The sequence below is a fragment of the Caldimonas manganoxidans ATCC BAA-369 genome (genome assembly GCF_000381125.1).
GTDB lineage: Bacteria > Pseudomonadota > Gammaproteobacteria > Burkholderiales > Burkholderiaceae_C > Caldimonas > Caldimonas manganoxidans.
Genome location: NZ_KB905959.1, coordinates 21,447 through 33,881, shown reverse-complemented (window position 1 = coordinate 33,881; position 12,435 = coordinate 21,447). Strand labels below are relative to the sequence as shown.

17 protein-coding genes are annotated in these 12,435 nt (G+C 67.3%); 4 read left to right on the top strand and 13 right to left on the bottom strand.

Going from position 1 to position 12,435, the window contains the following annotated elements; all coding sequences use genetic code 11:
• A partial coding sequence (locus F615_RS20190) for a hypothetical protein (protein WP_169452409.1) occupies positions 1-188 on the top strand: 188 nt, incomplete at its 5' end.
• On the opposite strand, the gene F615_RS18700 is transcribed toward F615_RS20190, so the two are convergent.
• The 3 genes from F615_RS18700 to lipB are packed head-to-tail and all read right to left on the bottom strand — an operon-like array spanning position 180 to position 2,225.
• The gene (locus tag F615_RS18700; protein ID WP_019561830.1) at positions 180-530 is read right to left on the bottom strand and encodes an AraC family ligand binding domain-containing protein; all 351 of its coding nucleotides are present in this window, start codon (positions 528-530) and stop codon (positions 180-182) included. The two genes, F615_RS20190 and F615_RS18700, sit on opposite strands and share 9 nt — an antisense overlap.
• A gap of 2 nt (positions 531-532) precedes the next feature.
• Positions 533-1,525, bottom strand: coding sequence for a lipoyl synthase (gene lipA, locus F615_RS0114110; RefSeq protein WP_019561829.1), 993 nt, complete (start codon positions 1,523-1,525; stop codon positions 533-535).
• 37 nt (positions 1,526-1,562) lie between these two features.
• On the bottom strand, positions 1,563-2,225 hold the full coding sequence (lipB, locus tag F615_RS0114105; RefSeq protein ID WP_019561828.1) for a lipoyl(octanoyl) transferase LipB: 663 nt from the start codon (positions 2,223-2,225) through the stop codon (positions 1,563-1,565).
• Between the two features lie 117 nt (positions 2,226-2,342).
• Between lipB and F615_RS18695 the strand changes: the two genes are divergently transcribed.
• Positions 2,343-3,092 (top strand): tetratricopeptide repeat protein, encoded by a 750-nt coding sequence (locus F615_RS18695; protein WP_083932484.1) that lies wholly within the window; start codon positions 2,343-2,345, stop codon positions 3,090-3,092.
• Between the two features lie 20 nt (positions 3,093-3,112).
• On the opposite strand, the gene F615_RS0114095 is transcribed toward F615_RS18695, so the two are convergent.
• From F615_RS0114095 to F615_RS0114065, 7 genes are read right to left on the bottom strand one after another with little or no spacing between them, the layout of a single operon-like run.
• Positions 3,113-3,379 carry a YbeD family protein gene (locus F615_RS0114095; RefSeq protein ID WP_019561826.1) on the bottom strand — a complete coding sequence of 89 codons (267 nt, stop codon included), beginning with the start codon at positions 3,377-3,379 and terminating at the stop codon, positions 3,113-3,115.
• Complete coding sequence (locus F615_RS0114090; protein WP_019561825.1) at positions 3,376-4,263, bottom strand: D-amino acid aminotransferase; 888 nt, start codon at positions 4,261-4,263, stop codon at positions 3,376-3,378. The genes F615_RS0114095 and F615_RS0114090 overlap by 4 nt, the downstream gene beginning before the upstream one ends.
• A 39-nt stretch (positions 4,264-4,302) precedes the next feature.
• Positions 4,303-5,457, bottom strand: coding sequence for a D-alanyl-D-alanine carboxypeptidase family protein (locus F615_RS0114085; protein WP_019561824.1), 1,155 nt, complete (start codon positions 5,455-5,457; stop codon positions 4,303-4,305).
• A 60-nt stretch (positions 5,458-5,517) separates the two neighbouring features.
• Entirely contained in the window at positions 5,518-6,126 is a 609-nt protein-coding gene (locus F615_RS0114080) for an alpha/beta hydrolase (protein ID WP_019561823.1), read from the bottom strand.
• Positions 6,123-6,449, bottom strand: a complete 327-nt coding sequence (locus F615_RS0114075) for a (2Fe-2S) ferredoxin domain-containing protein (protein ID WP_019561822.1) — start codon at positions 6,447-6,449, stop codon at positions 6,123-6,125. The genes F615_RS0114080 and F615_RS0114075 overlap by 4 nt, the downstream gene beginning before the upstream one ends.
• 9 nt (positions 6,450-6,458) lie before the next feature.
• Positions 6,459-7,565: a VanZ family protein gene (locus F615_RS0114070; RefSeq protein WP_026330332.1), complete on the bottom strand. Its 1,107-nt coding sequence runs from the start codon at positions 7,563-7,565 to the stop codon at positions 6,459-6,461.
• A gap of 11 nt (positions 7,566-7,576) precedes the next feature.
• The gene (locus F615_RS0114065; protein WP_019561820.1) at positions 7,577-8,014 is read right to left on the bottom strand and encodes a CopD family protein; all 438 of its coding nucleotides are present in this window, start codon (positions 8,012-8,014) and stop codon (positions 7,577-7,579) included.
• A gap of 306 nt (positions 8,015-8,320) precedes the next feature.
• On the opposite strand from F615_RS0114065, the gene hemB reads away from it, so the two are divergent.
• Entirely contained in the window at positions 8,321-9,322 is a 1,002-nt protein-coding gene (gene hemB, locus F615_RS0114060) for a porphobilinogen synthase (RefSeq protein WP_019561819.1), read from the top strand.
• A complete protein-coding gene (locus tag F615_RS0114055; protein WP_019561818.1) occupies positions 9,322-10,440 on the top strand; it encodes a magnesium transporter CorA family protein in 1,119 nt (372 codons plus the stop codon). The genes hemB and F615_RS0114055 overlap by 1 nt, the downstream gene beginning before the upstream one ends.
• A gap of 9 nt (positions 10,441-10,449) precedes the next feature.
• Here the strand turns inward: F615_RS0114055 and F615_RS0114050 are convergent, their stop codons facing one another.
• From F615_RS0114050 to tsaB, 3 genes are read right to left on the bottom strand one after another with little or no spacing between them, the layout of a single operon-like run.
• Positions 10,450-11,220, bottom strand: coding sequence for a uracil-DNA glycosylase (locus tag F615_RS0114050; protein ID WP_019561817.1), 771 nt, complete (start codon positions 11,218-11,220; stop codon positions 10,450-10,452).
• 10 nt (positions 11,221-11,230) lie between these two features.
• Entirely contained in the window at positions 11,231-11,701 is a 471-nt protein-coding gene (gene rimI, locus F615_RS0114045; RefSeq protein WP_019561816.1) for a ribosomal protein S18-alanine N-acetyltransferase, read from the bottom strand.
• Complete coding sequence (gene tsaB / locus F615_RS0114040) at positions 11,698-12,420, bottom strand: tRNA (adenosine(37)-N6)-threonylcarbamoyltransferase complex dimerization subunit type 1 TsaB (RefSeq protein WP_019561815.1); 723 nt, start codon at positions 12,418-12,420, stop codon at positions 11,698-11,700. Before tsaB ends, rimI begins: the two co-directional genes overlap by 4 nt.
• Positions 12,421-12,435 lie beyond the last annotated feature (15 nt).

The following is a 12,435-nucleotide window of genomic DNA, read 5'->3' as shown; positions in this document are numbered from 1 at the left end:
GCGGTGTCGAGCCTGACGTCATCGACGACCCACGGCGGCTGCAAGCCCAGCGCGCTGGTGAACAGAGCTTCTACGGCAATGCCCATGGACTCATCCTCCTGATCAAACACGCCTCGTGGACATGTGCACAGGCCGGCCAGCGGCCTGCACACATGCCCACCGGGCGCGACGACCAGGAGTCATTGTGACTGTTGGGTTCCACACGAAATGACGAAGAGCCCCAGGAAACGCAGCAGATGCAAGGCCGTCCCGTCCAGGGGCAGCACGCGACCGGCCAGGGCCGCAAGTGCCGGATGGGCGCTGTCGTTGGCATCGAGCACGAAGCAGGTGCTGCCGCTGGCGGACCAGAAGTCATGCCGCTGGCCGGGGGCGATGACCGCCAGGCGGCCGGCCACCACGCGCGTGCCGCGGCCTTCGATCTCCAGCTCCAAAGCGCCATGCCAGCCCCACAGGAGCTGGAAATGATCGTGGGCATGGCTGCCCTTCGATTCGCCGTACTGGCGCCGACTCAGGCGGGCGACCGCCTCCATGCTCAGACGGCGTCGGCCACGCCCGCTTGGTGCGCTTGCTGATCGGCGTGGTAACTGGAGCGCACCAGCGCGCCCACGGCGGCATGGGTGAAGCCCATCTCGTAGGCCTTTTGCTCGAACATCTTGAACACCTCGGGGTGCACATAGCGACGCACCGGCAAGTGGTGGTTCGAGGGGGCCAGATATTGGCCGATGGTGAGCATGTCGATGCCGTGTTCGCGCATGTCACGCATCACCTGGAGGATTTCTTCGTCGGTCTCGCCCAGACCGACCATCAGGCCGCTTTTGGTCGGCACATGGGGGGCGAATTCCTTGAAGCGCTTGAGCAGGTTCAGGCTGTACTGATAGTCTGAGCCCGGACGGGCTTCCTTGTACAGCCGCGGCACCGTCTCGAGGTTGTGGTTCATCACGTCGGGCGGCGCGGCCTTGAGGATCTCGAGCGCACGGTCCATGCGGCCGCGGAAGTCGGGCGTGAGGATCTCGATCTTGGTGTGGGGGGAGAGTTCGCGCGTGCGGCGGATGCACTCCACGAAATGGGCGGCGCCGCCGTCGCGCAGGTCGTCGCGGTCCACACTGGTGATCACCACGTACTTGAGCTTGAGTGCGGCAATCGTTTTGGCCAGGTTGATCGGCTCGTCGGGGTCCAGCGGGTCGGGGCGGCCGTGGCCCACATCGCAAAAGGGGCAGCGGCGGGTGCACTTGTCGCCCATGATCATGAAGGTGGCCGTGCCTTTGCCAAAGCACTCCCCGATGTTGGGGCAGGAGGCTTCCTCGCACACGGTGTGCAGCTTGTGCTCGCGCAGGATCTGCTTGATTTCGTAAAAGCGCGTGCTGGGCGAGCCGGCCTTGACGCGGATCCAGTCGGGCTTTTTGAGGGGGGCGGCCGGCACGATCTTGATGGGGATGCGCGCGGTCTTGGCCTGGGCCTTTTGCTTGGCCGTGGCGTCGTAGGTGCCGCTGGGCTGGACCTGGTGGACGACGTTGGAGGTGGACATGCGCGGGGTGCTCCGTCGCAGCCGGCCGGCTGCGGTGTCAGGGACTCAAATGGGCCTGCAGGCGTTCGCTCAGGCGGCTGGCCACCGTGTCCCAGTCGGTGGAAACCCCAAGTGTAGCCAAGTCGATGCTGCGCAGGCCGGCGTAGCCGCAAGGGTGGATGCGTTCGTAGGGGCTCAGGTCCATTGCCACGTTCAGGGCCAGGCCGTGGTAGCTGCGGTGTTGGCTGATTTTGAGGCCCAACGCGGCGATCTTGCCCAGACCGGCGAAGGGGTCGGGCCGGTCGGGCCGCAGGCGTGCGTGACCGAAGGGGTCGGCCAGATTCACATAGACGCCCGGCGCGCCGCTGACGCGATGGCCGGTCACGCCGAAGCTGTCGAGCGTCTGGATCACGGCCTGCTCGAGCCGGTGGACATACTCCTTCACGTAGAGGCCCAATCGGCGCAAATCGACCAGAGGGTAAGCGACCACTTGGCCGGGGCCGTGGTAGGTCACCTGGCCGCCTCGGTTGGTGGACACCACCGGGATGTGTCCCGGGGCGAGCAGATGCTCGGTCTTGCCGGCCAACCCCAGGGTAAAGACTGGCGGATGCTCGCACAGCCACAGCTCGTCGGGGCTGTCCGCGGTGCGTGATTCGGTGTAGGCCTGCATGGCCTCGACGGTGGGCAGATATTCGACGCGCCCGAGCCAACGGATCTCCATGGTCGAGAGTCTATCGGCCTGGCACGAGCGGCTGGGCATCCACGCGGCTGGCCGGGTCATCGCCTTTGGGGTACCGTGCTCAAGGTGCGGGGACCATGCCCCCGGCAGGAGACGGCCATGAGGTGGACCCAGCCAACACGGATGCGCAGCGGCCGGATGCCGGCCCTGAAGACCTTGGCGCTGGCCTGTGGCTTGGTGCTGCTGCAAGCGGTCTGGGTCCCGCCGGTTTTCGGGGCCGATGGCGGCGTGAGGTCGCCGAGCCCGCCGCGCGGCGTGCAGGATCGGCGCGAGATCTTCGAGGCCCTTGCCGATCACCAGGCCGGGCGCTGGGCGCAGGCCGAGCGCCGCTTCACTGCCTTGGCCGAGCAGGGCAGCCCGGTGGGCCGCTACAACTTGGCGATGATGCATGTGCGCGGCGAGACGGCCCGGCCCGACATCGGCAAGGCGATCGCGCTGCTGGAAGCCTCGGCGGCCCAAGGCTTCGTGCGCTCCGAACATGCCTTGGGCGAGATTTATGAGCGCGGCCTGACCGGCCGGGCCGACCATGCGCGCTCGGTGCAGTGGTACTCGAAGGCGGCAGCTCGCGGGCATGTGGAGGCCCAAGTGGCCGTTGGCACGGCCTACTACTTGGGGCGTGGCGTGCCCCAGGACTGGGCCCAGGCGGCGCAGTGGTATCGCCGTGCGGCATGGCAAGGCGACATGGCGGCGCAGTACTTGCTGGCGTCGATGTACGAAAAGGGCCTGGGCGTGCCCAAGGATGTCCGCCAGGCGCGTGATTGGTACGAGGCGGCTGCTGCGAGCGGGGATGAGATCGCGCCGTACAAAGTCGAGGAAATGGACGCGCTGTTGCGCGGGCGGGCGCTTTGAGGCGCGTGCTTGGAGGCGTGTTACAGCACCACTTTGACCATCGGATGCGAGCTCAGCGCCTGGTACAACCCATCGAGCTGTTCGCGGCTGGTGGCCGTCACCGTCAGGGTCAGGCCCAGGTAGTTCGCGCTGCGGCTGGGGCGCATTTCGATCGTCGCCGGGTCGAAACTCGGGTCGAAGCGCAAAGCCACCTCGACCATGGCCGCGGCGAATCCATCGACATTGGGGCCCATCACCTTGATGGGGAAGGCGCTGGGGTATTCGATCAGGGAGCGGTCGGGGCTCATATCGATTGTTCGGCCTTGGCGCGCTGATAGGCTTCGTACAGGCGGGCATAGACCGGCCCGGGCTTGCCTTTGCCGGCGCCGTGTCCCACGGGCTGGCCATCCAGGCGCGTGACCGGCAGCACTTCCTTGGTGGCCGAGGACAGCATGATTTCGTCGGCGGCAAACACCTCGGCCTCGCTGATGGGGCGCAGGTTGAAGCCAATGCCCAGTTCTTCGCACAGCTCGGCGATCAAGCCATAGCGAATGCCTTCGAGCACATGCTCGCTCTTGGGCGGGCCCAGCACGGCGCCTTCTTGCACGATCCACACATTGCTGGCCGAGGCTTCGGTGAGGTGGCCGTTGCGGAACAGGATGGTCTCGGCAGCTCCTTGATCGGCCGACATTTGGCGCGCCAGCACATTGCCGAGCAAGGAAATCGACTTGATGTCGCCGCGCTCCCAGCGGAAGTCACGCGCGGTGGTGCAGGCCACACCGGCATGGCGTTGCTCGGGGGTGGCGGGCTTCATCGTGCTGACCATCATGAAGACGGTGGGCGCGATGTCCGGCGGCATCACATGGTCGCGCAGGGCCACGCCGCGGGTCAGCTGCAGGTAGACGAGCTGATCGCGGGCGCCTTCCTGCTCGGCATGCGCCGCGATGAGCTTGCGCATGCGCTGCAGCCACTCCATGCGCGAGTGCGGATTGGGGATGCGCAGCTTGGCCAGCGAGCGTTCCAGTCGCGCCATGTGCTCCTCGAAGCGGAACAGACGCTGCCCGTACACCGGCACGACCTCATAGCAGCCGTCGCCGAAGATGAAGCCACGGTCCAAGACGGACACCTTGGCATCGCACAGGCGCAGGTACTCGCCATTGAGGTAGCACAGGGTGTCGGGCAAGGCTTGCATGATCGGCTCCTTCGGTGCGGCGCGAACGAGGGTAAGAGATTACTGGATCCACAGCCGGATGGCATCCCAGGCGCGGCCGAGCAGACCGGCCTCGGGCACGGCATCCTGGACCACCAGAGGGGTTTCGGTGATCACGGAGTCGCCCAGCAGCACCTTGATGCGGCCCACCGTCTGCCCTTGTTGCAGCGGGGCCACCAGTGGGTCGATGCGCTCGATTTTGGTGGTGATTTTGTCCCCTTGACCACGCGGCACGGTCACGAACAGAGGGGCTGCCGCTCCCAGCCGGGCCTTGGGGGCCTTGCCCTTCCACACCGGCGGCTCGACCACGGCTTGGCCGCCGTCGAACAAGCGCAGCGTGTCGAAGGCCTGGAAGCCCCAGTTGAGCAGGCGCTGGCTTTCGTTGGCGCGCGCTTCCATCGAGGTGGTGTTGAGCACCACGCTGAGCAGGCGACGCTTGCCGTTGGGGAATTCGCGCTGCGCCGAGGCAATCAGGCAGTAGCCGGCGGCTTCGGTGTAGCCGGTCTTGAGACCATCCACGCTGGGGTCGCGGCGCAACAGCAGGTTGCGGTTGGGCTGGGTGATGTTGTTGAAGCGGAACTCGCGAATCGAGTACATCGGATAGTACTCGGGAAAATCGGTGATCAGCCGTGAAGCCAGCACCGACAGATCGCGCGCAGTGCTGTGGTGGCCGGGCTCGGTCATGCCGGTGACGTTGGCAAAGCGCGTGTTCTTCAGGCCCATGCGCTGGGCCTCGCGGTTCATCAGCTCCACGAAGGCCTCCACGCTGCCGGCCACGCCTTCGGCCAGGGCGACCGAAGCGTCGTTGCCGGATTGCACGATCATGCCCTTGAGCAGATCTTCCACCTTCACGCGCATGCGCGGTTCGATGAACATCACCGAGGCGCCGCCCTTGCGTTCGTTCCAAGCGCGCACCGAAACCGGCAGTTCTTGTTCCAGCGACAGGCGCTCGTCGCGCAGCGCGCTGAAGACCACATAAGCGGTCATCAGCTTGGTCAGTGAGGCCGGGTCCGAGGGGGTGTCCGGCTCGCGGGCAGCCAGCACTTGGTTGCTGTTCATGTCCAGCAGCACATAAGACTTGGCCGCCACGTCTGGGGGCGGTAGCGGCTGCGCGGAAGACAGCGCGGCCCATGCCAGTGAAGCAATGGTCAGCAAGGAGGCAATCAGTCGTTTCATCGGTGTGGAGTCGGTTCAGGTGCGGCGGGCGCGGACCCGACGGTGTGTGCGCACACCGCCTCAGGCCAGGGCACGCAGCACCAAGGTCTTCAGCAGTGGCAGCTGCCCGTGGAAAAAGTGGCCCACTCCGGGCACGACCACGATGGGCAGGTGCTGCGGTCGAGCCCAGTCCAGCGTGGACTGCAAAGGCACCACCTCGTCGAGTTCCCCATGGATCACGACCGTGTGGGCCGGCACGGGCGCCACTTGGAAATTGCCGGTGGCCGGGCCGACCAGCACCAGGTGGGTCACCGGCTCGCCCAGTCGCCAAGCAGCGTGTGAGGCCACATAAGCCCCGAAAGAGAATCCGCCCAGGGCCAAAGGTTCCCCGTTCTGCCGGCACTGATCGATCACGGCCATCATGTCGTCGATCTCGCCCCGGCCGGCGTCCCAGCCGCCTTGCGATCGTCCCACGCCGCGGAAGTTGAAGCGCAACGTGCGCCAGCCGCGCTGCACGAAGGCGCGCGCCAGGGTCTGCACGACTTTGTTGTCCATCGTGCCCCCGTGCAAGGGGTGCGGGTGCGCCAACACGGCCAGCCCGCAGGCGGGCCCGCTGCTGGGGGTATCGACGGCACATTCGAGCTCACCGCTTGGGCCGGGGAGCTGAAATTTTTCGGTCTGGGCGTTCATCGGCCGACATCGGGAGGCAGCAGCAGCCGCTCGACGATTTCACCGTGCTGCAAATGGCGCTCGACGATCTCGTCGATGTCGGCGAGATCGACATAGGTGTACCACGTGGCTTCGGGATAGACGACCACCACCGGGCCGCCAGCGCAGCGATCCAGGCAGCCGGCCCGGTTCACCCGCACCCGGCCTGGGCCGGCCAGGCCGGCGGCCTTGACGCGGGACTTGCAGTGATCGAAGGCGGCCTCGGCGGCATGATCGGCGCAACAGGACTGGCCGTTGTCACGCTGGTTCAGGCAGAAGAAGACGTGGCGCTCGTAATAACTCATCGCAGGATTTTAAGGGGCGCGCTCCCGCGCGGCCGCGCGGCCGATCAGATAGACCAGCACGGCATATGGCCACAGCCAGCCGACCCATTGGGCCAGGCCATGGAAGCGGATGAAGCGGCCCTGTTCCCAGGCTGCCAGGCTTTGGGCGTAGTAGGGATCGGCGGGCGCGTCGTTGACGAAGCCGGCCAAGGCGGTGATGGCCACCAAGCCCAGCGCGGCGGCCGCGCGCGTCGGCACGGGGATGAGCGCCAGCGCGATGGCCGTCCCCACGGTCAGCCCCACCGGGGTGGCTGGCGTGATCCAGGCCAGTGCATGCTGCGGGCCATAGCTCAGCGCGGTGGACAAGGTGGTCGTGGCAAAGCCCAGCGCCAGCGCGCCGGCCACCAACACCAAGCGCGGCCAGCGCGGCGGGCTGATCGAGAAGGCCAACAGGCACGGCGCCAGCAGGCCCAGGGCCACCACCACCAGCTCGGTGACCGCGGGCAGCTTGGCCACGGCGCTGGCCACCGGGGCCTGGATCCAGCCTTCCAAGGCGCTGCCTTGCAAGGCGCGCGCCACCAGATCGTCCACCCGGTCGGCCACTTGGCCCACGCCCAGCGGCGCCGGGGTGGGAAACAGCAGGGCGGAGGGCCACAGCAGCAACAGCGTCAAGCCGCCGGCGCTGCGCTCGATGAACCAGCGCTCACGCAAGGCCTGCCAGCGCCCCAGCGCGCCCATGGCCTGTAAGGCCAGCATGGCCAGCGCGCCGGCAGCGGTGCCCAGCGCGTTGAGGGCCCAGTCCAGGTTGGACGGCACGCGCTGCGGCAGGAAGTTTTGCAGCGTCTCCATGGCGCCGGACAGCAGCATGCCGCAGCCCAAGGCCAGGCCCAAGGCCCAGCCGCGCGAGCGGCCGCCGCGCAATGCCGCACCGGCCACGGCCATCCCCAAGGGCAGGTAGCCCAGCAGATTGGAGATGAGGTCGAAGCCGGTCCACCAGCGCGGCCAGGGCTCCAGCATGAAGGCCCACAGCGGCTGATGGGGGGTGACCCAGTCGCCGAAGGGGTACAGGCTCGCATAGACGATGAGCGCGGCATACAGCAGCGCCAGCGGCACCAACGAACTGCGATGAGCCGGCACCGGCACCTCGCTCAGAAGGGCTTGAGCACCACCAGCAGCACGACGGCCAGCAGCACGATCACCGGCACCTCATTGAACCAGCGGTACCACACATGGGATCGGGACGAGTTCGGGGACTGCTCGAAGCCGCGCAGCAGGCGACGGCACCCGTGGTGGTAGCCGATGAGGCCCAGCACCAGCGCGAGCTTGGCATGCATCCAGCCGCTGCCGGGACCGCGCCCGATGCCAAAGCCCAGCCATAGCCACAGGCCCAAGCCCAGGGCCGGCAGCATCAGCAGCGACATGAAGCGATAGAGCTTGCGCGCCATCAGCAGCAGGCGCTCGCGCTCGGCATGGCTGTCGGGGCTGACCTGCGCCAGGTTCACGAAGATGCGCGGCAGGTAGAACAGACCGGCAAACCAGCCGACGACAAAGACGATGTGCAGGGATTTGACCACGGCGTAGAGCATGCGCCGGATGATAGCCACCCCGGCCGGGCGTCGGTGCGATGACCGACCGCAGCGCGGGCGGGCGCAAAGCGTCGCCCAAAAAGAAAGAGCCCCAGTCGGGGACTGGGGCTTCAAAGCCTTATCGCTGTCATCACGGTAAGGCACCTGCTCAGGGAGGAAAAGCAGGGAATGACCGTCTTGCGACGTATCATTCACATGTGAGCTTATCACAGATCGATGACCGGCTGGAGGACCCCAGTAATCCACTCGGGCATGGAAAACACCAGCTTTTCACGCTTTCGAACGCTTGTTACTTAGGACACAGCCTTGGCTTTCCCTGCTTCCTTCCCGGCGGCCCGCCCCCGCCGGCTGCGACGTGACGATGCCACGCGCCGCTTGGTGCGCGAACATGCCCTGCGGGCCGACGATTTGATCTTGCCGGTGTTCGTGCTCGACGGACAGGGGCAGGCCCAGGAGGTGGCCTCGATGCCAGGCGTGCAGCGCCTCAGCCTGGACCGCCTGCTGCCACTGGCCGAGCGTTGCCTGGCTTTGGGCGTGCCGGCCATGGCGCTGTTCCCGGTCGTCGAGCCAGCGCTCAAAACGCCCGATGGCCGCGAAGCCCTCAATCCCGAGGGCTTGGTGCCGCGGGTGGTGCGCGAGCTCAAGCGCCGCTTCCCCGAGCTGTTGCTGATGACCGATGTGGCGCTCGATCCGTACACCAGTCATGGCCAGGACGGGCTGTTGGACGACACCGGCTACATCCTGAACGACGAGACGGTGCAGGTGCTGGTGCGCCAGGCTTTGGTGCAGGCGCAAGCCGGGGTGGACATCGTGGCGCCTTCGGACATGATGGACGGACGCATCGGCGCGATCCGCCAATCGCTGGAGGCGCAAGGGTTCATCCACACCCGCATCATGGCTTACAGTGCCAAATACGCTTCGGCGTTCTACGGCCCTTTTCGCGATGCCGTGGGCTCGGCCGCCCAGCTGGGCAAGAGCGACAAGAAGGTCTACCAGATGGACCCGGCCAACAGCGACGAGGCGTTGCGCGAGGTGGCGCTGGACATCGCCGAAGGCGCCGACATGGTGATGGTCAAACCCGGCCTGCCGTACCTGGACATCGTGCGCCGGGTCAAGGACGAATTTCGCATGCCTACTTTTGCCTACCAGGTCAGCGGGGAGTATGCGATGCTCAAGGCCGCCGCGGCCCAGGGCTGGCTGGACCATGACGCGGTGATGATGGAGTCGTTGCTGGCCTTCAAGCGGGCCGGCGCCGATGGGGTGCTGAGCTACTTCGCGCTGGAGGCCGCAGCGCGACTGAAGGCCTGATGCGCATCTTCCACGTCCGCCCCGACGGCTTCGAAGAACGGTCGGCGCTGCCGGCGGCCCTGCCCGAGAGCGGTTACCTCTGGCTCGGGCTCACGCGCAGCGAGTTCGAGGCCGACATCGCCCGGGTGCAGTCCTGCTTGCAAGCCTGGACCGGCGGGCCCTTGGTGGACTTGCATGTCTCCGACTTGCTCAACCCGCAGCTGCCCTCGCACTTCGAGGACACGCCGTGGTATGACGTGCTGGTGTTCCGGCGTTTGGCCGCCGGTGCGGGCACGAGCGAGCTGTTCCTCGGTGAGACGGGCGGCGGCGATTTGCAAAGCGCGCGGCGCGCGCTGGAGGCGATCGACACCCGCCCGGTGGGTTTTGCGGTCTTCGACCGCGTGCTGCTGACCGTGCATCCGGCCGATTGTCTGGTGCTGGAGCATTTTGCTCAGCGCTACACCCAGATCGCCCAAGGCCAGGCCGATCCCCGCGCCGAAGGCCGACCGGTGGCCGTGCGTCTGCCAAGCAGCCCGGCCGATCAGATGCTGCGCATGGTCAACCACATCGTGGATGGCTATCTGGAGCTGCGGCGGCTGCTGACGCGCCAGTTCGGCGTGCTGCAACAGGCGTTGTTCAATCCGCGGGCTCGGTTCCGAAGCTGGCCGTTGCTGCTCGATGCGCGCAATACCTTGCATCTGCTGGAAGACATTTGCGAAGACCAGCGCAATGCGATCCAAGAGTGGATCGATGCCTTGCAGGAGTGGCCTCCCGAGACCACGCCGCAGGCGCGGCGCGAGCGCGAGCTGCTGCGGCTGCGTTCACGCGATGTGCTCGAGCACATCGAGCGCGTGCTCAGCCATGTGCGTCGGCTGGAGTCTTCGGCCGAGACGGCGGTGCAGATGCACTTCTCGGCGCAGAGCAACCGCACCAACGACATCATGCGCACGCTCACCGTGCTGACGGCCATCTTCTTGCCGCTGAACCTGATCACCGGCATTTTCGGCATGAACTTCGACCGCATGCCGCTGATCCACCAGGCCACGGGGGTGTGGATCGCCTTGGGTCTGATGGCCGCCATCGGTCTGGGCTTGGGCCTGTTCTTTTGGCGCAAGCGCTACCTGGGCACGCGGCCCTGAGCCTGCGCCTCAGGCCCGCGTCTGCAGTGTGTCCAGGGCCAGGCAGAGATCCTCCCAGGACTTGGCTTTTTCGGTCAGGTTGCGCAGCACATACGCCGGGTGGTAGGTGACGATGACCGGCACGCCTTCGTAGTCGTGCACCCGCCCGCGCAGCCGGCCGATGGGCTCGTCACTGCGCAGCAGCGATTGCGCCGCAAAGCGCCCCATGGCCAGAATGATGCGCGGCTTGACCAAGGCCACTTGGCGTTTCAGGAACGGCTCGCATTGGGCCACTTCCTGCGGCGTGGGATTGCGGTTGCCCGGTGGCCGGCATTTGAGCACGTTGCAGATGTAGACCTGCTGCTCGGGCGGGGCTGGCTGGCGGGTCAGGCCGATGGCGCGCAGCATGTTGTCCAGCAGGCGGCCGGCCTGGCCGACGAAGGGCTCGCCCTGACGATCTTCGTGTTCGCCGGGGGCTTCGCCGACGATCATCCAGTGCGCCTGTTCATGCCCCACGCCGAACACGGTGTGGTGGCGGCTCTCGCACAGCGCACAGGCTCGGCAGCCGGCCACGGCTGCGCGCAGGGTGGGCCAATCCATCTGTTCGACCCCGCTGGGGCGGGTGCCGTGCGGCAGCGGGGTCTCGGGCGCGCGGGGCGCCTCCTCAGAGGCCGGATCGGGCCCCGTGGGCTCGGCCACGTGGAACGCTGGCGGCAGCGTGGCGGCTTCGGCTCGGCGCAGCACCCAGGCCGTGAGCCCCATTTCGCGCAACAGGGCCACTCGACGATCGTCCAGGCTCATGGGCAGATCCTCACAGCGGCAGGCTCATCAGCAGCGCGTCTTCGCGCAAGCCCCGTGCGGCCGGATAGTAGCCGCGGCGCAGCCCCACCTCGGCGAACCCATAGCGCTCATACAGCCGCCGCGCCCGGTGGTTGCTTGGGCGCACCTCCAGCCACAGTTGGGCGGCACCTTCGCGGCGTGCCATCTCGCACAGGCGATCGAGCATCCAGACGGCATGGCCGCGTCCTTGCTGCGACGGGGCCACGGTGAGGTTGAGCAAGTGCATTTCCTCCACGCCCCGCATGGCCAGGAAGTAGCCGATCATCGGGCCGTCGCCCTCGCGCAGCCACCATGCCGCATGGCCGGCAGCCAGGGAGTCGATGAAATTGCCGCGGGTCCAGGGAAATTCATAGGCCTGCACCTCGATGGCCAGCAAGGCATCGAGGTCTTCCAGGCGCAGGGGTTCCAGGCGGCGGCCTGCGGATTGGAGCGCGGCGTTCATGTCAGGGCGCAGCGCAAGGCATCGCGCTCGGCGGTGGTTTGCGCCACCTTGTCGCGCACGTACAGGGGCAGGGCCAGGGCCGCGTCGATCGCCTCGCCGCGCTGCCAGGCCGCCAGCGCCAGCGCCAGCAAGGCCGGTGCGCTGGGGACGGCCGTGGCCAGCACGGCGCGGCCGCCGCCGTCCAGCCGCCCCCCCAGCGCGGCGGGGGCATTGCCCGCCAGCGCGGCCTGTGGATCGGCGCGCAGCAGGGCATTGAAATCCTCGGGGTCGTACAAGGCCGGCGCGCTCAGGGTGAGCCAGCGCTGGCCGTCGTGCTGGTAGCGGGCGGCATAGAGCTGGCCCATGCGCGCATCTTGTGCCGCCCAGATCTCGGTGTGTCCCTGGGCGCGGCGCGCATCTTCGGCCACCACGAGCAAGGTGTCCACCGGGATCACAGGGCAGCCGGCACCGAGCGCCAGGCCCTGCGCCACCGAGCAGGCCGTGCGCAAACCGGTGAACGCGCCTGGGCCGCGGCCGAAGGCGATCGCATCGAGGTCTCGTGGGGCGATTGCGGCCTCCTGCAGCAGCCCTCGCACGGCCGGCAGCAGTGTGGCCGAGGCTCGAGCGCCGCCTGGGCCGGTGTAGATGCGCTGCTGGCCGTTGCAGCGCAGGCCCAGGTGCACGGTCTCGGTGGCCGTCTCGATGGCCAGCAGGCAGGGGTCGTGTGCACGGGTGGACATGCCCAGAGTGTAGCT